The sequence below is a fragment of the Campylobacter sp. BCW_6463 genome (genome assembly GCF_001762785.1).
In the GTDB taxonomy this organism is placed as follows: domain Bacteria; phylum Campylobacterota; class Campylobacteria; order Campylobacterales; family Campylobacteraceae; genus Campylobacter_D; species Campylobacter_D jejuni.
Map to the genome: position 1 here is coordinate 78245 of NZ_MJXL01000009.1, position 21403 is coordinate 99647.

Here is a 21403-nt window from a genome sequence, read left to right on the forward strand (position 1 = left end):
TTGATTATAGCATATTAAACTTTTGCATCAGCTAAAACAAGAGCAAAAAGTACAGAAATTTTATTTTCTTCTAAAACTTTTTTAGCTTCCAAAAGGCTAGAACCAGTCGTTACAATATCATCTACTAAAATTACAGGTTCGTGAATGGTTTTTAAGAGTTTGTAATTTCTTTTATGTTTTTGACGAAATTCTAAACTTTTTCCAGAATATTTAATATGATTTTGTGCTTTTAAAATATTAAAAACAGGTTTTACAAATTTTGTTTTAAGATATCTAGCTAAAATAGCAGAATGTGAATAAAGCATATCTTCAACCTTATCATCTAAAGCTATAACATTAATTGTCATTCTAGGATCAAAAAAATCTTTAAATTTTGCAAAACTTAATTTAGCAAGCATTTTATAAACGAAATAACCATAAAAATAATGTTTAGAGTGAAGCAAGTGTTGTATCTCATGGTATTTATAAAAAGAATAGACTTTGAAATTATTATCAAGCTTTCTTACATTTAAGGAAAATTCAGAAAGCTCTAGCTCACATAAATCACAAAAGCAAAGCAGAGCAAAAGCTCCGCAATTTATACACCTCAAAGTTCAGAGATTAAACTAGCTGCTTTATTTGCCATTTGTTTTATTAACAAATGAGTATAAAAAGTTGTTTCTTTTAGATCATCGAAACCTTGTACATCTTGCTTGGTGCGGATTGTAAATTTCTTATTTTTGTTTATATCGCTAACTTGTAAAACTCCTACTAGTTTTGAATGTAATCCTGTAGTATCTTGAGTTGCTCCATAAGATATAAATTCTAAATCAATCTTACTCACATAAGGTGAATTTTGATCGTTATTGTCAAGCACAACTATTCCTCTAGCTTCAAGTTCTTGTTTTAAATAAGTATAAAATACCGCATTAAAATTCACATCAACAAATAACTTTTTCCCTTTAGCATTTAAAACTTTTTGTCCTTCTTTTAAATCATAAAATCTATGCAAATAAACCTTTTTTAAAGCAATACCAGTGTCTAAAGTGCGTTTATTGGCACAACATTGAATTCCAACATCGCTAATGTATAAAAGTCCTTTAATCTTTGCTTCAAAGCCATCAGGACTTTCGCAAGAACTGCATTGAGAATTTCTAGAAATTTGATTAACTTGAGCAAAAGTATCTTGTTTAGTTGCACAAGCACTCAAAAATAAAATAGGCGCTATAAAAATCAAAAATTTTTTAAACATTTTTTCTCCTTAGAAAATTATTTTAAAATTGTATTAAAAATACAAGCAAATTTCAAGCCAAGTTTTAAATTTATCATCAATCTATCTTTAAAACACTCAAAAAAGCTTCTTGAGGTAAATTTACCTTACCTATAGCTTTCATTCTTTTTTTACCTTCTTTTTGCTTTTCTAAAAGCTTTCTTTTTCTAGTAATATCCCCACCATAGCATTTTGCTGTCACATTTTTACCCATGGATTTAACAGTCTCCCTTGCGATGATTTTATTTCCAATACTTGCTTGAATGGCCACTTCAAAAAGCTGTCTAGGAACTATTTCTTTCATAGCGCTAACAAGCTCTCTTCCTTTACCTTGTGCTTTCTCATTAGGCACGATAATGCTTAGCGCATCAACATTTTCACCCGCCACTTTAATATCAAGTTTTACCAAATCCCCTACTCTAAATTCTATAGGTTCATAATCAAAACTCGCATAGCCTTTTGTTAAGGACTTTAATTTATCATAAAAATCCATCACAATCTCATTTAAAGGTACATCATATTCTAGCAAAACACGCTCAGGTGTGATATAGTCCATTTTAACCTGCACTCCTCTTTTGCGATTTAAAAGAGTGATTAAATTCCCTAAAAATTCACTTGGAGTAATGATAGTGGCTTTAACATAAGGCTCTTTTATATGATCGATTTTATTAACAGGAGGAAGCTCGCTAGGATTTTGAATTTTAACAAGTTCTCCATCGGTTTGATAAATTTCATAAGTCACAGTTGGAGCTGTAGCAATTAAATCAAGATTAAATTCTCTTTCAAGTCTTTCTTTGATCACTTCCATGTGTAAAAGTCCTAAAAACCCTACCCTAAAACCAAAGCCTAAAGCCAAAGAAGTTTCAGGCTCATAGGTAATAGAACTATCGTTAAGTTTTAGCTTATCTAAAGCATCTCTTAAATCTTCAAATTTATCCGTTTCTATAGGATAAAGTCCTGCAAAGACAAAAGCTTTAGCCTTTTCAAAACCGCCTATGGCTTCTTTAGCCTTGTTTTTTACTAAAGTAATAGTATCGCCTACTTGTACATCACCTACAGTTTTAAGCCCTAAAACCACCACGCCTACTTCACCTGATTGTAAAGATTGAGTTTTAATTGGGCTTAAAGGATGAGGATAAAAAAGATCTTGAACTATATGTTTTTTATCCGTACTCATGACTAAAACTTCATCATTTTTAGCAATACTTCCTTCATAAATCCTAACTAAAGCCAAAGCACCCAAATAATTATCAAACCAAGAATCATAAATTAAAGCCTTAGTAGGAGCTTCATCATCTGTTTTTGGTGCAGGGATTTTAGTAATAATTGTTTCTATAAGCTCTTTTATACCCACTCCTGTTTTTGCACTCACGCAAATGGCGTCTTTACAATCTATACCTATAATATGCTCGATTTCATGCTTGACTTTTTCAATATCAGCATTAGGCAAATCGATTTTATTAATCACAGGAATGATTTCAAGATTATTTTCAAGCGCTATATAAACATTAGCTATAGTCTGTGCTTCAACACCTTGAGAAGCATCTACTACAAGTAAAGCCCCTTCACAACTTGCCAAAGAACGACTCACTTCATAAGAAAAATCCACATGGCCAGGAGTATCAATAAGATTTAAAACAAAATTTTCGTTATTAAATTTATAATTTAAACGCACCGATTGTGCTTTTATAGTGATACCACGCTCTTTTTCTATATCCATAGTATCCATAACTTGTGAACTCATCTGCCTATCACTAATAGCACCACACTCGCTAATAATCCTATCTGCAAGAGTAGATTTTCCATGATCTATATGAGCTATAATAGAAAAATTTCTAATATTTTTTACCGACAAAATTTCATCCTAAATATAAAATTTTAAAGCTAGGATTTTAACAAAATTTATGTTTAAAACAAATAAATTTTATTTTATATAAAAAACTTCAATTGAAATTTATATAAAGCATACTAAAATATCAAATGTTTGAAAAATATTTAAAATCAGCTATGTTTTTAGCTCTTTATCCCTTAGCAATGTTAGCTTCTAATTTGCACGAATTTATAGCACTAAGTCAAAATAACGAATCCTATCTCATTAAACAAATGCAAAGCGAACAAGCAAATTTGGACAAAGAACAAGCTTTTAGAAATTACCTACCCTCTCTTGGTCTAAACTCAGCTTATGTAGCCAACAATAAAGATCGCTTCATTATCGATCCACAAGAAAGTTTATTTGCTAAAGTTTCTCTTAATTTTTTGCTTTTTGATGGGGGTTCTAGAGAGGCCAATTTAAGGGCTTTAGAAAGCAAAGAAAAATTAAGCCTTTTAGACAAAGAACAAAGCAAAAATTACCTTGCCTTAAATGCAATCACACTTTATTTTAACACCCTAAGTCTTGAAAAAATTTTACTAGCCAATCAACAAAAAGTAGCTTTTTTAAAATCAACTTTTGAAAGATTGCAAAAATTTTACGATGCAGGACTTAGCCCTAAACATGAACTTGAAAGCATTAAAGCCAAATATCATTTAAGCTTATTAGAGCTCAGTCAAAATGAATTAAAACTTGCCAATATACAAAAAGAGATTAAAATTTTAAGCGATACAGATTTTAAAGTGCAAGGGAATGCTTTTTTAGAAAATCCGCAACAAGAAAAAAGTCAAAACTATGAAGTAATGATAGCTAAAGAACAAATCAATCTTGCTAAAGAAAGTGTAAATTTAGCAAAAGCTGAATATTTTCCAAAATTTTATATTCAAGATAATTTTAACTTTTATAAAAACAATTATAATCCAAAAGTTCCGGCTCCTTTTGCAAATTTAGCGGATCAATTCTTAGAAAAATATTCTCAAGGTAATCAGTTTATTTTAGGTATGGAATGGAAAATTTTTGATTTCAATGCAAGGGCTAAAGAAGTTGAAAAAGAGCGTTTAAACGTTCAAATAGCCAATGCAAACGCAAGGTTTAGTGAGAGAAAAAATAAAGAAGAATTAAATTATTTAGACAAAAGTTTAAAAGTTTTACAAGAACAAATTTTAGCTCTTAATCTTAGCTTAAATGCTGCAAATTTAGCTTTTGAAAGTGTAGATAAAAAATACCAAGCAGGACTTGTTTCTTATGTGGAATATCTTCAAGCTTTAGAGGCTAAATTTAAAGCACAAAGCGATTTAGAGCTTGCTAAAAATGAATTTGAAATTACTAAAGCAAATTATTATTTTAATGCAGGTATAGATCTTAATTCAAAGGTTAAAGAATGAAAAAAATTCTATTTTTACTTCTTGCTTTTAATTGCGCCTTTGGCGAAGAAATTTATGCAAGTTTCAATGTAGAAGCATCAAAACAAAGTAAACTTGCCCTTGAAAGCATAGGTTTAGTTCAAAAAATTCCTGTAGAAATTGGACAAAAAGTCAGCAAAGGAGAACTTTTACTTGCTCTTGATCAAGAAAGTGAAAAAATAGCTCTTCAAAATGCCCAAAATTCTTATCAACTTGCTCTTGTAGAATACGAAAATACCAAAAGCAAAATGCAAAAAATCAAAGCTGTAGAAAATGTTATAGACAAACAAAGCTATGAAGATATGAAAGCTAAGTTTGATGCAGCTAATTTAAATTTAAACAAAGCAAAAATCAATATAGCTTATTATAAAAATATCATGACAAAAAAAGAATTGCGCGCACCTTATGATGCTATTATCGCAAATAAATTTATACAAGTGGGTGAAGGAGTAGGAGGAGTAGCTCAACCTTTAATAGAAATTTTTTCCTATCCACAAAGCAAACTGATTTTAAGTTTTGATGAAAAATACAAAGATAAAGTTAAATTAGGCGATGATTTCTTTTACAAAATCGATCAAAATGGTGCAGAATTGAAAGGAAAAATCAGCCTTATCTATCCAAGTATAGAAGTAAAAACAAGAAAAATTTATGCTGAAGTGCAAACTACAAATTTAACACCAGGGCTTTTTGGCGAAGGTAGAATCATCACTAAAGATTAAAAATGTTTAAACTAGCTATAAACCGACCAATTACTGTGCTAATGTTTTTCTTAGCTCTTATGATTTTTGGGCTAATCTCTGCTTTTAGCATGAGTGTAAATTTATTTCCTAATGTTTCCATACCTCTTATAAAGATTACAAGCAAGGTAAATGGGGATTTAAATTTCGTAGAATCAAAAATCACTAAAGAAATAGAAAATGCTCTAAGTGAGATTGATGGAGTAAAGACCATAACCTCAGCTGCGTATGATAATTTTAGTGTGAGTGTAGTCGAGTTTAAACTAGGTAAAAATCTTGAAGTAGCTGCTAATGATGTGCGTGATAAAATAGGAACTTTAAGCCTACCTTCTAAGCCTGAAATTGAAAAAATCAGCTCAGATTCTGGTTCTGCTATTTCGCTTTTTTTATATTCTAAAGATAAATTACAACTCATGCGCGAAATCAATGATAAAATAAAACCTTTTTTGCAAAGAGTTAAAGGAGTAGGTAAAATCGAAGCTAAGGGTTTTTTAGAACCCCAAATTCGCATAGAATTAAAACCAAATGAACTTAGAAAATACAATCTTAACGCCCTTGATGTAGCAAATATCATCAAAAGTCAAAATTTTAAACAAGCCCTAGGCGAACTTAATAACAATCGAGATAACTATATCATCAAAGGCTATTTTGAAGCCACAAATTTAGAAGAACTTAGCAATCTTCGCATAAAAACAGGAGTATTTTTAAGCGATATTGCTAATATTTCAAGCCTTTATGAAGATGAAAAACAAAGTGCTTTATACGAAGGTAAAGAAGGGGTGCTTTTAGAACTCGGAAAAATCACAAATTATAACACCCTTGAAATGATTAAAAATGTCAAAAATGCCTTGCCTATTTTAGAAAAACAAATTCCAAAAGATATAAGCATTAATGTGCTTTACGATAAAAGCTTAAATATCCACAAGCATCTTTCTCAAGTGATTTTTGATATGGTTTTGGGGATTTTTCTAACCCTTGTAATTGTATTTTTATTTTTAAGAAATTTAAGTGCAACTCTCATTGCTTGCATAGCTATACCTACTTCTATCATTTCAACTTTTTTTATTATCGATCTTTTAGGCTATGATTTAAACCGCTTAACTTTCATAGCTTTAACCTTAAGCATAGGAATTTTTATCGATGATGCTATAGTAGTGATTGAAAATATTGCTAAAAAACTAAAAACTTATCCGCCTTTACAAGCTGCTTTTTTAGGTATCAACGAAATAGGTTTTAGCGTTTTAAGCATCAGTATAGTTTTACTTTGTGTTTTTATCCCTATTTCTTATATGAACTCTATACCAGGGCTTTTTTTCAATGCCTTAGGCATAAGCGTTGCAAGTGGGATAGTGATAAGCTTTTTGGTTTCTGTATTTTTAATACCTAGTATTGGAGCAAGATTTTTAAATCCAAAAGAAAGTAAGTTTTATGAAAAAACAGAAGTTTTTTTTGAAAAAATAGAGCAAAAGTATGAAAATTTACTCTATAAAATTTTACAAAATAAAGCAAAATTTATCCTAGCCACTCTTGTTTTTGTAGGGCTTTCTTTTGCTTTAGCTACCCGTATAGGACTTGATTTTTTACCTATGGAAGATGATAGCGAAATTCAAGTTTTACTTGAAAGCAAAAAGGATTTAAGTTTAGAAGCCATGAAAGAAAAAAGTTTAAATTTGCTTGAAAAAATCAAAAATGATAGCAATGTCAAATACGCTTTTTTACTTGTAGGCTATGATGATGCCAAAGATGCTACAAAGGCTAAAATTTATGTTAAACTTAAAAATTTAGACGAAAGAAATTTAAGACAAAGTGCTATAGTAAGTTTATATCGTCAAAAATTTCAAGATGAAAGTTTAAAAATCAAAATTTTAGAACTTCCAAAGATAGAGGGTGCAGGCATTGATGATCCCGTGCAGTTTTTAATCTTAGGAGATGATTTAAACACTCTAAAAGAAGCTGCTTCTCGAGCAAAAGAAATTTTAGGCACTAATGCACGCATTGTAGATATAAGCGACAATGCTAATGCTACAAAAGATGAAGTAGCCTTACACATCAACAAAGAAAAAGCTAAACTTTTAGATGTCAATCCTGAATATATCGCTGGGGTTTTAGGGTATTCTTTTTCGCAACTTAGCGTAGGAAGTATGGATAGAGGCAATTCAAAAGATGATATTATCCTAAGTTTTGCTCCAGAATTTAAAAAAGACATAGAAGCTTTAAAACGCATTAGTATTAAAAACAACCAAGGTGTAAATTTAGAACTTTCAAGCGTGGTGGATTTTATATACAGTAAGGATTTAAAAACTATCAATCGTTACAATAAAAACCGCTCTGTGAAAATCACAGCTGGAGTAAATGATCTTTCCTTAGGAGCGGTGCAAAAACTTTTACTAGATAATATGGATAAAATTTTAAATAATAATGCAAGTCTTAGCTATGCTTTTTCAGGCTTTATCAATCTTTTAGGTGAAACCGTGCAAGGTTTTGCTATGGCAGTAGTACTTGCTTTTGTTTTAATTTATCTTGTTTTAGCCGCACTTTATGAAAGTTTTATTCTGCCTTTAATCATCATGATAACCATGCCTTTAGCCTTTGGCGGAGCTTCTATAGGGCTTTTTATCACGGGGCATAATTTTTCGCTTTTTGTACTTATTGCCATCATCTTACTTTTTGGTATGGTGGGGAAAAATGCTATTTTGCTTGTGGATGTAGCTAATAAAAAATGTCATGAAGGTTTAGATCCCGATAAAGCTCTTTTAATCGCTGGAAAATCACGCTTAAGGGCTATATTGATGACAACTTTTGCTATGATTTTTGCTATGCTCCCACTCGCTCTTTCAAGGGGTGCGGGCTATGAAGCTAATTCTCCTATGGCAATAGCCATTATCTTTGGGCTTATAAGTTCGACTTTGCTTACCTTACTCGTAGTACCTGCACTTTTTAAATTTTGTTTTAAACTAGATAACAAATTAAGAAAAATTTATGAGAGAGAAAAATTAAATTAACCAAAATGATTAATTTAATTTTTTTAAGTATTATTCTTATAAAGTGCTTTTAAGTTATCATAGGCGATTTGTATTTTTTCAAACTGTTCTCTTGCGTAAGCTTTTTCTATTGCACTTTTTCCTTGATGAAAATCAGGATGATAAAGTTTTACCAAAATCAAATATTTTTGTCTGATTTCACTAAGATCATTTTGCGGAGTACATTCTAAAGTATTAAAATAATTACTAAAAAGCTTAGCTAAAGCATTAAATTTCCATTTCATATTTTCTTTATTGTGAATATTTTGGCGAAATTTTTTATACTCTTCTCGGTCAACTTCAAAATTCACGCAATATTTTAAATGCTCGCTCTCATCTGCAAAAGCTTCAAAAAGTTCAAGAGTATTCTCGTTTTTATATTCTAAAATTAGAATATTTGTCATTTCATTATATTCTATATTATGATCTTGAAAATAATTTCTTATATAGGTAACAAATAATTTTTCATTAGAGCTTAACTTCATCAAAATTCTACCCGCAGCAAAATCAATCTTGATAAACAACATAGGCTTAAGCATATTATTTTGCTCAAAATTTAATCTAAAAGTTTTAAAATGAGCATCTTGTAAATTCTCTATACCTTCATTTGTACTTTTGCGATATTTTTGATCTAAAACTTTTAAGAAATAACGACGCTGTGGAATTTCATTTTCTTCAAAAAAAGAAAAAATTTTATTTTTTCGTCCTATGACCTTTGTGAAATTTTTGGTAATCAAGTCTTTAAAATACTGAAATACGCTAATATCATCTGTATTAACATTGATAGTTTCTAAAGTTTGCACGATTTGCATCTATTTCTCCCATAAAACCTCATTTTCAAAAAGCTCTTTAGTGCCTTTTAAAATTTCATTGGGTGTATAATCGGCTTTATAAGATAAAGATTGACACTTTTTTACAAAATACCCAAGATAAATATAATCTAAGTTCATTTTTTTAGCTATTTGTATTTCATTGAGCAAAGAAAATTTACCCAAAGAAAAATACGAAAAATCAGGATCATAAAAACAATAAATGCTTGAAATTCCATCCTCTAAAATATCAATCAAATCAACACAAACGAGCTTATCTTCTATATAAAATGCAAGCTCATATCCAAAATTCATAAAACCATCGACATAAAGATTATAATACTGCTTAAAGCTTAAATCATAACGCTTCCAGTTCTTTTTTTCTTCCATAAAACGATGGTATTTATCATATAAAAACAAATGTTCATTGCTTAAATTGGGTGTTCTAAGCATAACTTTGGTGTTAATATTTTTATTTATAACCCTTCTTTCACTTTTTGAAAAATTATATTCATTAACTAAAATTCTAAGACTTAAACATTCATCACAATCTTTACAAATAGGGCGTGAAAAATACCTACCAAAACGACGCCAACCTCGTTTTATTAGCCCATTATTGATTTCTTTAGGGCAATTTTCAATGTATTTATACTCTATTCTTGAGCGTTTATCTTTTAAGTAAGGACACTGATCTTCAAGAGTACAAAAACCAATCTCAAGCATTAAATTTTCTTAATATCTGCATTTTTGATAAATCCGGAAAATTCATCCTGTAGTTTTTCTTGCTTTAAGAAAATTTCTTGCATTTCCTTATCTATGTTTGCTTCTTGATTTTTTTCGCGAATATCTTTAGCTAGTTTTTCTAAATTTTTTACACTTGCACCACTCTTGCTTGATTTCTTCGCTAATTTTGGAGTATTGGCGTTAGCTTGCATTTCTTTTTTAATACTTTTAAGACTGTCTAAAAAATCCATCTATTATTCTCTACTTTCTCGTATTTTTTTAAGCGTAGCAGCTATTGCAGCTATAACTTCTTCTTTGTTTTCTTGATGACGATCTTCTGTTTTTTCTAATAATTCTTGCATATGTGTTTCTATGAAAGAGGTGTCTAAATACCCTCTTCTAAATTCTCTTGTTTTTGTAATGGCAATTAAAAATGGTATCGTTGTTCTAATATCATCAATCACAAATTCCTTCAAAGCACGCTCAAGTTTATTAACCGCTAAATCATAACTGGTTGCTTTAATAATAAGCTTTGCAAGCATGGAATCATAATAAGGCGGCACAGTATAGTCTTTATAAATATGACTATCAACCCTAACAGATGGTCCAAGAGCTGGGTAGTATTCTCCTATTTTTCCAGGACTTGGAATAAAATTTTTCCATACATTTTCAGCAGTAATTCTAGCTTCAATAGCAAAACCCCTAGGTTTAATATCGCTTTGTTCTAAGTCCAAAATTTCTCCTGCTGCAATACGAATTTGTCTTACAATAAGGTCAATACCTGTAATTTCTTCAGTAATTGGATGTTCAACTTGAATTCTTGTATTCATTTCCATAAAATAAAAGCGATTATAATCATCAAGCAAAAACTCTATAGTTCCAGCATTTGTATAACCTACAGCCTTAGCAGCTGCCACAGCTGTAACACCCATGGTTTTTCTAAGATTATCTGAAATTCCAGGGCAAGGTGCTATCTCAATTACCTTTTGATGTCTTCTTTGGATAGAGCAATCCCTTTCACAAAGATGGATAATATTTCCGTAGTTATCTCCTAAAATTTGAAATTCTATATGCCTAGGATTAACTACATATTTTTCCATAAATACTTCATCATTATTAAAGTATGTTAAAGCTTCTCTTTTGCAAGATTCAAAAGCATTTTCAAGATCTTGTTCTTTATGAACAACGCGAATTCCGCGTCCACCTCCACCACCTGAAGCTTTTAAAATAACAGGATAACCAATCTTCTCAGCAAAAATTTTAATTTCTTCCATGCTATAGGAATTTAATTTTTCAGTCCCTGGAACAATAGGTATACCATTTTTAGCCATTAACTTACGAGCGATATTCTTATTTCCCATCTTATGAATTACTTCAGATTTTGGACCTATAAAAATAATTCCAGCATCTTCACAAGCCTTAGCAAATTCGTAATTCTCACTTAAAAATCCATAACCAGGATGGATCGCATCAGCACCACAAGCCTTAGCAATCTCGACAATACGAGCAACATCTAAATATCCTCTTATAGCATCCGTTCCTATGCGATATGCCTCATCTGCGATTTTTACATGCAAACATTCACGATCAGGCTCTGTAAAAACTGCAACACTTTTAATATGTAAATCTCTACAAGCACGGATTACTCTAACAGCTATTTCAGCTCTATTTGCTATGAGAATTTTATGGATTTGATTCATAATTTGCCTTTTTTGTTATATTTTTATTGTTAATTTTAGCAAATTTTCCTTACAAAAACTTAGCAAAAAATTTAATTTATTTTAGTTATAATAAAACTTTTTAAAATTTTAATTCCAATAAAGAAAAGTTATAATTATAATGGTTGCTGATAAAAGATTATTTTATTTAAGTTGTATTTTAATCACCATAGGAATAGTATTTTCATACTCTCTTACAGCTTTTACTGTTCTTTTTCTTGACTATAGCGAGTTTCATTTTTTTATTCGTCAGCTTTTTTTTGGAATTAGTGGCATACTTATAATGTTTTTTATTTCTCGTTTGGATCCTGATAAAGCACTTTCTAAAAAAATTATTTTAGCTATTTTGATTGTTTCTTTTATCTTTATCATCATTTTACCATTTTTACCTTCTGCACTAGCAACAGCTAGCGGAGGAGCTAAACGCTGGATACGCTTAGGCCCACTCTCTATCTCTCCTGTGGAATTTTTTAAAATAGGATTGATTTATTTTTTAGCATGGAGCTATACAAGGCGTATTGATGATAGCAAAAAAGCTATCAGACACGAGGCTCTAATTCTTCTGCCTTATTGTATCTTAGCTTCTATAGTTATAGGATATATTTATATCACTCAAAACGATTTAGGACAAAGTATAATTTCTTTCTTTTTAATTCTAGCTTTAGCTTTTTTTGCAGGAGCTAGTAAAAGACTTTTTGCTTTTGGAACTTTAATCATTATGATGATAGGTATAATGGTAATTTCTAGTAATCAAAGAAGAATTCAAAGAATTGCTTCTTGGTGGGGGAATATACAAGATGCTTTTTTACCTATGCTTCCTGATTGGTTGGCAAATGCTTTAAGAGTAAGTAGCAACAGCGAACCTTATCAGATTTCGCACTCTTTAAATGCTATAGCCCATGGAGGAATGTTTGGCGAAGGCTTAGGACTTGGAACTTTTAAATTAGGCTTTTTAAGTGAAGTACATACTGACTTTATTCTTTCAGGAATTACTGAAGAAATAGGACTTTTGGGTCTTGGAGTTATTTGTTATATTTATCTTTGGATGATTTTAAGAATTTTTAGAATTGCAGGAAGATGCGAAGCTAAACAAGATTTTATTTTCTGTTCAGGCATAGCCTTACTTTTACTTTTTTCCTTTTTTATGAATGCTTTTGGTATTATTTCTCTTACTCCACTAAAAGGTGTGGCTGTTCCACTTTTAAGTTATGGAGGAAGTTCAATGTGGGCAATTTGTATAGGTATAGGATATGTATTAATGATTTCAAAAAAGGTTAAATTATGACAATAGCTTTAACAGGTGGCGGAACTGGAGGACATTTGGCCATAGTGCGTTGCTTATTAGAAAGTGCGATTAAAAAAAATATAGAATGTGTATACATAGGTAGTCAAAATGGTCAAGATAAAGCTTGGTTTGAAAATGAAGTACGTTTTAAGGAAAAATTTTTTTTAAGCTCTAAAGGAGTGGTTAATCAAAACAAATTTGGCAAAATTAGTTCTTTACTCCACACCTTAAAACTCTCCAAAGATTGTAGAGAAATTTTTAAAAAATACCACATCCAAGCCGTTTTTAGTGTAGGTGGATATAGTGCAGCTCCTGCATCTTTTGCGGCTTTATTCTCACATTTGCCTCTTTTTATACACGAGCAAAATTCAAAAAGTGGCTCTTTAAACATGCTTTTAAAACCTTTCGCTACAAAATTTTTTAGCGCCTTTGAAAAAGAATTTAGTCCTTATCCTGTGGCAAATAAATTTTTTGATAATGCTAGGACTCGCACAGAATTAAAAAATATTATTTTCCTAGGAGGATCACAAGGAGCTAGTTTTATAAACGAACTAGCTTTAAATCTCGCCCCAAAGCTTCAAGAACAAAATATCAAAATCATCCATCAATGTGGAAAAAATGATTTTGAAAAATGCAAAAAACACTACCAAAGCTTAAATATCCAAGCTGATGTTTTTGACTTTAGTTCAAATTTGGAAGAAAAAATGAAAAATGCAGATCTAGCTATATCAAGAGCAGGTGCAAGCACCCTTTTTGAACTTTGTGCTAACACCTTGCCTGCTATTTTCATACCTTATCCTCATGCAGCTAAAAATCATCAATACTTTAATGCTAAATTTTTACAAGATCAAGCTTTATGTCAAATTTTCACGCAAGATTCGATCAATCTTGATGATTTTTTCAAAGCAATGTTAAAACTTAACTTAGAAGATATTTCCACAAGATTGCAAAATATAGCACAAAAAAATGGTGGGGATATTTTACTAGAAAAAGCACTATCTGATAACTTGGCTTTTATACGATAAATATCCAAAGATATTTACCAAAATCCCTACAAAAATCAACATCAAAATAGCAAGTGAAAAATTCTCAAATTTATCATGTAAAAAGCCTATAATCCACTGCCCTTGTGCTGCGATTAAATATCCAAAACCTTGAGCTAAAGCAGAAAGCTTTGCTGCTACTTGGGTATTTGAACTTTTTTGAGCGATAAAAAGCAATGCAATACCAAAAACCCCACCCCATGGAAAGCCCATGATAAAAGCACTGATGATAATAGAAATTTTGCTATCAAAAACAAAAAGCATGGCAAAAGCGATCACATACATACTACACAAACTTGCTATGTAAAAAGTATGTAAATTTTGCCTTAATTTTCCTAAAAGTAAAGGGCCAAAAAGAGACACTGGAGCTGCAACAAGTTGAGCAAAAAGAACCATATTTGTAGAAAATTCTTTATCAAATCCTTTTTCTACAACAATTTGAACATACCAAAAAAACAAAGAATAAGCTAAAAAACTTTGAAATCCCATAAAAAGAGTAATTTTCCAAGTTGTTAAATTTGTAAAAAGATTGATTTTTTTATAAGCTTTTTTCTTAATGCGAAAAAATCTACCATTTTTAGCTTGAGGATAGTAAACTACTAAAGCTACAAAAGAAAAAATAGCCCAGAAAAACATAGCTCCAGCTAAATCAAATACACTAAGCAAAGGTATAGCTAAAGCAATACCCATAATCGAAGAAATACTCAAAACAAGACTATAAATTCCCATTATACTTGCCATTTTTTTTGGAAATTTTTCTTTAATAAAACTAGGAAGTAAAACATTTGCAATTGCTATACCACAGCCCATTGCTAACATTCCTAAAAATAAGCCATATACACCAAAATAAGAACGAATAATTTCGCCTAAAAAAATTAAAAAAATTCCAAAAACAATAGCACGAATAGGAGAAAAATACCCCACAATAAAAGAAATACTTCCAAAAGCTATCAAAGGAAGACTTGTAAGTATGCCCGCTACGGTTGAGTTTAAATAATACTTATCTTTAATAATATCAATAATAGGCCCCACTGCAGTAATTGGGGCTCTAAGATTAAAAGCTACAATAATAACAATAATAACATTAATCCAAAATATCTTTTTAAAAGAAGCCATAAAAGCCTTATTTGTTAAGTTCTACTTTGAATATTTTACCTTCTGCCATCTTAGGAATCCATAAAATATTACCTTCAATAAATATATCTGCAGGACCTTTCATCAAAGGAAATTCAAGTTTTACAGATTTAACATTATCTAAATTATAAATATATCCATTTAGATTATTTCCCCAAGAACTTACCAATAAACCATCTTTATAAGGAACTATTCCATCATAAGATTCTTTTTCATTTTTAATTATACTGAGTTCTTTTGTATTTAAATCATAAGCCATTACAACACCGCCACTTACACCATCAGGATGATAACCAGCTATAAAAAGCTTATGTTTTTTTCTATCTAGATATAACCCATTTGGACCACCAAATTTTACTAAATCAAGTTTTAATAATTCATCATATTGCTTAGTTTTTAAATCAACCTTTAAAATAAGTCCTGTGCCAGTATCGCTAACCAAAAGCGTATTGTCGTCTAATTTTTCTATGTCATTTAAAAAGATTGCACCTTTAATAGGTAAATTAAAAATTTCTTTTTTAGTTTTAAGATCAAAACCGCGTAAAACATCGATATCTACCACATAAAGAGTTTTTCCAATCTCCATCATGCCTTTTGGTGCATTAAGATGGGTTAAAAATTTATATTCTAGCACTTTGCCATTTTTATCAAGCTTAGAAATAAATCCATCATTATCTTTCGCCAAAGGTTCAAGTTTTTCTCCTACATTAGATACATAAACATAGTTTTTATCTACAAAAATACTTTCAGGGCTTTTAAAACCATCAAATTCTTGATATTTTAATTCACTTGCACCAAGCAAACTTCCAAGAAGCGCTAAACTTAAAACATATTTTTTCATATTTTCTCCTTTATTTAAAAATATTTTCATTGAATTATATTTATTTAGATAAAAAAAATGTGCTAGTTTTTTGATAAAAAATACAAGTTTTTTGTTTTTTGATATTGCTTAGGAGTTTGCTCATATTTCTCTTTAAATCTTTCAATAAACCAAGCTACTGAAGAAAAAGCGCACTCATTAGCTATTTCATTAATATTTTTTTTAGAAAATTTAAGTAAAATCTTTGCTTTTTGCAACCTTTTTTCATCTAACCATTTTTTAGGACTTTGTCCAAAACATTTCTTAAATTCTTTAGAAAAAGTTGCTAAATCTAATTTCGCAAAATTAGACATTTCATTTACGCTTAAAAATTCTCTACCACAATACTCAAAAAGTTGGGAAAGATCAAGGCGAAATTCTTTTAAAATTCCTGATAAAAAACTAATAAAATAAATATTCTTATTTAAAAGCAAATGTAAAAAAATCTCTTCAAATTTCAAACTCACTATAGGATCTAAAATTTGCGTATTTTCTTCAAAATGCGGTGAAAAACTTTCCAAAATTCCTTGCAAAATCTTATCATTTTTTACCCAAAAAATTTCATAGTTTTGAAACTTTTGATCTAGTTTAAAAAAATCTTTATACTTATAAATAAGCTCAATTAAAAATGCATTGTCAAAAAAAAATAAATAAGCTTCATAAACTCCTTTACTAAGTCCTACATTGCTTAAAGTATAGCTCCCAGCTTTTAAAAACAAAGTTTCATAAGAGTTAATCTTATAATCTTTTGATGCAGTGTGTAAAATTTTATATCCTTTGCGAACAAAAGTTAAAAGATGACTTCCTATATTAACAAAAGTAGAATGCGAAGTATCCGTTTGTGTATATTTAGCAAAAGTGCAAGATTTAATTTTTTTATAATTGACACCTTTTAATTGCTTTAAATCTTCTGGTAAAGAAAGAATTTTATTCATCGTAAATTTTGCCTACATTCTAAAAGATACTTTTTAAGATCTTTTTCTTTCATTAAAATTTCACGCATACAAACGCCTGCTATATTTATATCTTTAAAATTTTCTATATTTTGAGCATTGATACCGCCTATAGCATAAAGTGGTATTTGACTAAATTCAAGCAAGGATTTTAAAAAATCAAGCCCTTTAGGCTCTAAACCCACCTTGCAAGAACTTTCAAAAATATGCCCTGCAAAAGCATAATTTACCTTATAGCTCATCGCCTCTAAAAGCTCTTCTTTGCTATGGACTGAAGTACCAAGTACATGAAAATATTTTACTAATTTAGGCTCTTTTCTTAGCAAAGAAAGCGGTGCGTGAAAATAACGATGTCCTAATTTTAAACACTCCCTATCAAAAAAATGCAAAAAACAAGTCACTTTTTGCTTTGCACAAATGCTTAAAACTTCTTTTGCTAAGTCATAATACTCAAATTCGCTTAAATCTTTTTCTCTTAAAACTATAGCATCTACCTTAGCCTTAGCAAGTTTTTCAATCTGCTTTAAGAAGTCTATTTCTACACATTTTCTATCGCTTATAGCAATGATTTTTTTATCCCACATAGATACTATCACTCATCACAGCTTGTAAATTTGATCTTTTAAGCATAGTTAAAATTTCATCCACGCTCCTATCATCTGAAATTTCAAACTGCCCATCGCCCTTTTTCTCGCCCTTATGTTCACCTATACCCACACTAACTCCTGCGCTCATTTTAGTAGCCCCAAGCTTAATAACCTCATCTCTAAAACCTATTCTTTCACGGCTTGAAATAGTAATGCCCGCAAAAGGCAAAAAGAGCCTATAAGCACAAAGCACTTGTAAAAGGCGTTTTTCACTCACATCTTTAGGATGAATTTTAGCATTATTGATAATAGGTCTTAAACGAGGCACCGAAATAGAAATTTCAGCATGAGGATAAGCTTGTTGTAAAAAATGTGCATGAAGTGCCGTAGCAAGGGCGTCTTTTCTAAAATCATCTATGCCTAAAAGCGCCCCAAAAGCCACTCCACGCATACCCGCTTTTAAAGCTCTTTCTTGAGCGTTAAAGCGATAAGGGAAAATGCGTTTTTCACCCGCTAAATGAATTTTAGAATATTTTAAAGGATTGTAAGTTTCTTGAAAAACAGTCACATAATCACAACCCTTTTCATGTAAAATTTTATATTCGTCTTCATTCATAGGATAAATTTCAACACCTACAACCTTAAAATACTCTCTAGCAATCTTGCAAGCATTTGCTATATATTCTACACTTGCAAACTCCCTACCCTCGCCTGTTAGCATTAAAATTTCTTCTAAACCACTTTTAGCAATGGCTTGCATTTCTTCGTGAATTTCAACTTCATTTAGTTTAGCTCTTGCGATTTTATTACCTTTTTGAAAACCACAATAAACACATTTAGAATTACAATAATTTGACAAATAAAGTGGGGTAAAAAGAGAGATAGAATTTCCAAAATATTTTTGCTTGACTTTAGCGGATTTAAAAGCTAATTCTTCTATGAAATCTTCTGCTGCACTTGAAAGCAAAGCTTTTAAATGCTCTATGCTTAAATGTGTTTGATTTAAAGCATTTTTAACATCTTTAGCGCTAAATTGACTCTCATCATAGTTTTGAACTTGACTTAAAACCTTGTTTAAAATTTCGCTTTTTATTTCCTGCATGTGAGGTAAATGCTGCATATAATCTTGCATGATTAACCCCTTAAAAAGCCTGTTAATGGAGAACTTGCTTTAGCCTCGCTCACACTTGCCAAACCTGCTAAAAAAGCCGCTCTTCCCGCATTTACCGCCAAAGAAAAAGCTCTAGCCATCAAGGCTATATCTTTAGCTTCAGCTATAGCTGTATTTACCATCACCGCACTTACTCCCATTTGCATAGCTTCACAAGCTTGTGCAGGACTTCCAATACCCGCATCTACAATAATAGGCAAATCAATTTCATTAAGCAAAATTTGTATAAATTCCTTAGCACATAAGCCTTTATTGCTCCCAATAGGTGCTGCCAAAGGCATGATAGCCGCAGCTCCTGCATCACGCATAGCTCTAGCTGCGTAAAGATCAGCATGCATGTAAGGTAAAGGCGTAAAGCCCTCTTTAGCTAAAAGCTCGCAAGCTTTAATCGTTTCATAATTATCAGGCAACAAATACCTACTATCGCTTATCACTTCTATCTTGATAAGTTCTCCGCAACCAAGCTCTCTTGAAAGCCTTGCAATGCGTAAGGCTTCATCGGCGTTTCTTGCGCCTGAAGTGTTGGGTAAAAGTGTGATATTTTTAGGGATATAATCAAGTATATTTGCAATTTCCCCTGTATTTGCACGGCGTAAGGCTAGAGTGATAATCTGCGCTTTAGCTTCTTCTATGGCTGATTTTATAAGCTCTAGCGAATATTTTCCAGAACCTAAAATAAATCTTGAATCAAACTCGTATTTGCCTATTTTTAATTTATCATTTTTTAAATTTTCTTGCATTTTTACTCCTTATTTGCTAAAAGCTCTAAAACAAGATTACTTTGATGTCCTGCGCAAATATTTACCCTTGGCGCCATAAGTCCATTTCCTAGCTTAGCACCATTTACCAAATCCCCACATACATAGAAATTTTTAGCAATTTTTCTTGTTTGTATGCTGTTGCTATCACCATAGCCCGCAAGCCCTGAAGCACAGATTAAAATACTATCTTTGTAAAATCTATGAAAATTTTGTGCCATCATCGCTTTTGCGATAGCACCATCAAAGGCTTCGCAAACTATATCTATATCTTTAAACAAAGACTTTAAATTATCCTCATCGATTTTTAAAGTGCAAATTTCAACGCTGATATAAGGGTTAATCTCGCTAATTTGCTCCTTTAAAGCTTCGGTTTTAAATTTACCCAAATCACTTACACGGTAAGCTTGACGATTCAAATTGCTAGGCTCAATCACATCAAAATCAATCAGCTTTAAAAACCCCACACCACTTCTTGCTAAATTTATCGCTATATGTGATCCAAGTCCGCCTAAACCACACACCGCCACGCGCCCATTTTTAAGTTTATCGTGAAGTTTTGGAGTGTGTCTTGCTCTCATCATAGCATCTAGTGCATCTTTTGGAGGTAAAGTATTTTTTTCTATGCAAAAAAGCTCATCATCTTCGTTTAAAGCGATATTCTCTTTTGTTGCAAAACCATTGATAATCCAAACATCATTTTCATTTTTGCTGATATTTTCAAAAAATTCCAAACTTGTTTTAAAGTCTGTATCAAGTTCTTTGCCATTAAATTTCACTCTCATCAACCGCCTCCTACAAAGCTTACGATTTCAGCTTTATCGTTTTCTTTTAAAATCAAATTTTCAAATTCACTTTTTGGTATGATTTCTCCATTTAATTCTAAAGCGATAAGTTCGATTTTAAAACCTTTTTCTTTAATAAAATCCATAAATTTAAGCTCTTTTAACTCAAGCTTTTGTCCATTGATAATCATTTTAAACCTTTAAAAATTTTCTATCAAGTCTTTAAAAACAAGGCAAAGTTTTTCAAATTCTTCTATACTTACTCTTTCATCAATAGCGTGAATTCTATCATTACAAACCCCAAATTCCACTACCTTTACACCGTATTTTGCAAAATACCTTGCATCACTTGTACCGCCTTTGGTATTAAGCTCTGGTACTTCATGAGTGATTTTTTGAACGCTTTCATTCATTTTTTGAACGATTTTATTATCGATATTTGTCAAAAAAGCTTCGCTTGATTGTTTTAGCTCTAACTCATAGTTTAAACCATGACAAATTTTTTCTACATAACTTTTTACATCTTCTAAGCTTGTATCGGGGGAATTGCGAACATTAAACATAAGTTTTAAATCATTTGGCGTAACATTACACACCCCCATACCTCCGCGAATATCGGTAATAACAATTTTTGAAGGACTAAATTCAGCACTTCCAGGATCAAGATCAAAACCCGCTAAAAGCTTTAAAACTGGTGCAAAATCATGCACAGGATTGATACATTTTTCAGGATAAGCAACATGCCCTTGTTTTCCACGGATTAAAAGTTTTCCATTGATAGAACCGCGACGCCCTATTTTAATACTATCACCAATTTTTTTAACACAGGTTGGCTCGGCAACCACAGCATAATCAGGTAGCATATCTCTTTCTTGCATCCATTCTAAAACAGCCTTAGTTCCATATATAGCTTCGCCTTCTTCATCACTTGTTAAAATAAGGCTAAGTCTAGCTCCTTTAAAATCCGCATTCTTTACCGCATCTACAAAGGCTGCTACTCCGCTTTTCATATCTTGAGCACCCCTTGCATAGATAAAGCCTTCCTTTTCCATAGGCACAAAAGCATCACTACTCCAACCCTCGCCTGCAGGCACCACATCTACATGCCCACCAAAAGCTAAATGCTCACCCTCATCTTTAAATTTTTTAGTGAGTAAAAGGTTTTTAATGCCTTCTTTTTCTATAAAAAAAGCTTCAAAATCACTCAGTTCCATAGCGATGAAATTTAAAGCTCCATCATCATTTGGCGTAACAGATTTAAATTTTAAAAATTCGATTAAAAATTCTTTTGCATTCATT

21 protein-coding genes are annotated in these 21403 nt (G+C 31.1%); 5 read left to right on the top strand and 16 right to left on the bottom strand.

All coding sequences use genetic code 11. The features are described from left to right. Positions 1–14: 14 nt before the first annotated feature. The 3 genes from AJ884_RS00885 to lepA form a co-directional block, all read right to left on the bottom strand. Positions 15–590: a ComF family protein gene (locus AJ884_RS00885; RefSeq protein ID WP_002880738.1), complete on the bottom strand. Its 576-nt coding sequence runs from the start codon at positions 588–590 to the stop codon at positions 15–17. Next, complete coding sequence (gene mapA / locus AJ884_RS00890; RefSeq protein WP_002880739.1) at positions 587–1231, bottom strand: outer membrane lipoprotein MapA; 645 nt, start codon at positions 1229–1231, stop codon at positions 587–589. The genes AJ884_RS00885 and mapA overlap by 4 nt, the downstream gene beginning before the upstream one ends. Positions 1232–1307: 76 nt before the next feature. Beyond that, a complete protein-coding gene (gene lepA, locus AJ884_RS00895; protein ID WP_002880740.1) occupies positions 1308–3104 on the bottom strand; it encodes a translation elongation factor 4 in 1797 nt (598 codons plus the stop codon). Between the two features lie 125 nt (positions 3105–3229). Here lepA and cmeD point away from each other — a divergent pair, with 125 nt between their 5' ends. From cmeD to cmeF, 3 genes are read left to right on the top strand one after another with little or no spacing between them, the layout of a single operon-like run. Beyond that, a complete protein-coding gene (gene cmeD, locus AJ884_RS00900; protein WP_070233088.1) occupies positions 3230–4504 on the top strand; it encodes a multidrug efflux RND transporter outer membrane subunit CmeD in 1275 nt (424 codons plus the stop codon). Continuing rightward, a complete protein-coding gene (cmeE, locus tag AJ884_RS00905) occupies positions 4501–5241 on the top strand; it encodes a multidrug efflux RND transporter periplasmic adaptor subunit CmeE (protein ID WP_002880742.1) in 741 nt (246 codons plus the stop codon). Before cmeD ends, cmeE begins: the two co-directional genes overlap by 4 nt. Positions 5242–5243: 2 nt before the next feature. Next, positions 5244–8261 (top strand): multidrug efflux RND transporter permease subunit CmeF, encoded by a 3018-nt coding sequence (cmeF, locus tag AJ884_RS00910; protein WP_070233086.1) that lies wholly within the window; start codon positions 5244–5246, stop codon positions 8259–8261. A gap of 23 nt (positions 8262–8284) precedes the next feature. Here the strand turns inward: cmeF and AJ884_RS00915 are convergent, their stop codons facing one another. From AJ884_RS00915 to AJ884_RS00930, 4 genes are read right to left on the bottom strand one after another with little or no spacing between them, the layout of a single operon-like run. Next, positions 8285–9091, bottom strand: coding sequence for an adenylosuccinate lyase (locus AJ884_RS00915; RefSeq protein WP_002861764.1), 807 nt, complete (start codon positions 9089–9091; stop codon positions 8285–8287). Continuing rightward, positions 9092–9811: an arginyltransferase gene (locus tag AJ884_RS00920; RefSeq protein ID WP_002870578.1), complete on the bottom strand. Its 720-nt coding sequence runs from the start codon at positions 9809–9811 to the stop codon at positions 9092–9094. After that, positions 9811–10062, bottom strand: a complete 252-nt coding sequence (locus AJ884_RS00925) for a hypothetical protein (protein WP_070247870.1) — start codon at positions 10060–10062, stop codon at positions 9811–9813. The genes AJ884_RS00920 and AJ884_RS00925 overlap by 1 nt, the downstream gene beginning before the upstream one ends. A 3-nt stretch (positions 10063–10065) precedes the next feature. Beyond that, the gene (locus AJ884_RS00930) at positions 10066–11511 is read right to left on the bottom strand and encodes an acetyl-CoA carboxylase subunit A (RefSeq protein ID WP_002856595.1); all 1446 of its coding nucleotides are present in this window, start codon (positions 11509–11511) and stop codon (positions 10066–10068) included. Between the two features lie 139 nt (positions 11512–11650). Here AJ884_RS00930 and ftsW point away from each other — a divergent pair, with 139 nt between their 5' ends. Beyond that, a complete protein-coding gene (gene ftsW, locus AJ884_RS00935; protein WP_002870576.1) occupies positions 11651–12814 on the top strand; it encodes a putative lipid II flippase FtsW in 1164 nt (387 codons plus the stop codon). Further along, positions 12811–13839: an undecaprenyldiphospho-muramoylpentapeptide beta-N-acetylglucosaminyltransferase gene (gene murG / locus AJ884_RS00940; RefSeq protein ID WP_002870575.1), complete on the top strand. Its 1029-nt coding sequence runs from the start codon at positions 12811–12813 to the stop codon at positions 13837–13839. The genes ftsW and murG overlap by 4 nt, the downstream gene beginning before the upstream one ends. Here murG and AJ884_RS00945 read toward each other — a convergent pair. From AJ884_RS00945 to dapE, 9 genes are all read right to left on the bottom strand, one after another. Further along, positions 13810–14973, bottom strand: coding sequence for an MFS transporter (locus AJ884_RS00945; RefSeq protein ID WP_070278092.1), 1164 nt, complete (start codon positions 14971–14973; stop codon positions 13810–13812). The two genes, murG and AJ884_RS00945, sit on opposite strands and share 30 nt — an antisense overlap. A 7-nt stretch (positions 14974–14980) precedes the next feature. Beyond that, positions 14981–15832, bottom strand: coding sequence for an ATP-binding protein (locus AJ884_RS00950; protein WP_002861770.1), 852 nt, complete (start codon positions 15830–15832; stop codon positions 14981–14983). 62 nt (positions 15833–15894) lie between these two features. After that, entirely contained in the window at positions 15895–16785 is an 891-nt protein-coding gene (locus AJ884_RS00955) for a helix-turn-helix domain-containing protein (protein WP_002861771.1), read from the bottom strand. Further along, a complete protein-coding gene (locus AJ884_RS00960; protein WP_070278094.1) occupies positions 16782–17387 on the bottom strand; it encodes a thiamine phosphate synthase in 606 nt (201 codons plus the stop codon). The genes AJ884_RS00955 and AJ884_RS00960 overlap by 4 nt, the downstream gene beginning before the upstream one ends. After that, a complete protein-coding gene (gene thiH, locus AJ884_RS00965; RefSeq protein ID WP_070233079.1) occupies positions 17377–18522 on the bottom strand; it encodes a 2-iminoacetate synthase ThiH in 1146 nt (381 codons plus the stop codon). Before thiH ends, AJ884_RS00960 begins: the two co-directional genes overlap by 11 nt. A gap of 2 nt (positions 18523–18524) precedes the next feature. Then, positions 18525–19301 carry a thiazole synthase gene (locus tag AJ884_RS00970; protein ID WP_070233078.1) on the bottom strand — a complete coding sequence of 259 codons (777 nt, stop codon included), beginning with the start codon at positions 19299–19301 and terminating at the stop codon, positions 18525–18527. 2 nt (positions 19302–19303) lie between these two features. Continuing rightward, positions 19304–20107: a thiamine biosynthesis protein ThiF gene (thiF, locus tag AJ884_RS00975; protein WP_074470037.1), complete on the bottom strand. Its 804-nt coding sequence runs from the start codon at positions 20105–20107 to the stop codon at positions 19304–19306. Continuing rightward, complete coding sequence (thiS, locus tag AJ884_RS00980; protein ID WP_002830937.1) at positions 20104–20295, bottom strand: sulfur carrier protein ThiS; 192 nt, start codon at positions 20293–20295, stop codon at positions 20104–20106. Before thiS ends, thiF begins: the two co-directional genes overlap by 4 nt. 9 nt (positions 20296–20304) lie before the next feature. Then, positions 20305–21402, bottom strand: a complete 1098-nt coding sequence (gene dapE, locus AJ884_RS00985) for a succinyl-diaminopimelate desuccinylase (RefSeq protein ID WP_070233077.1) — start codon at positions 21400–21402, stop codon at positions 20305–20307. Position 21403 lies beyond the last annotated feature (1 nt).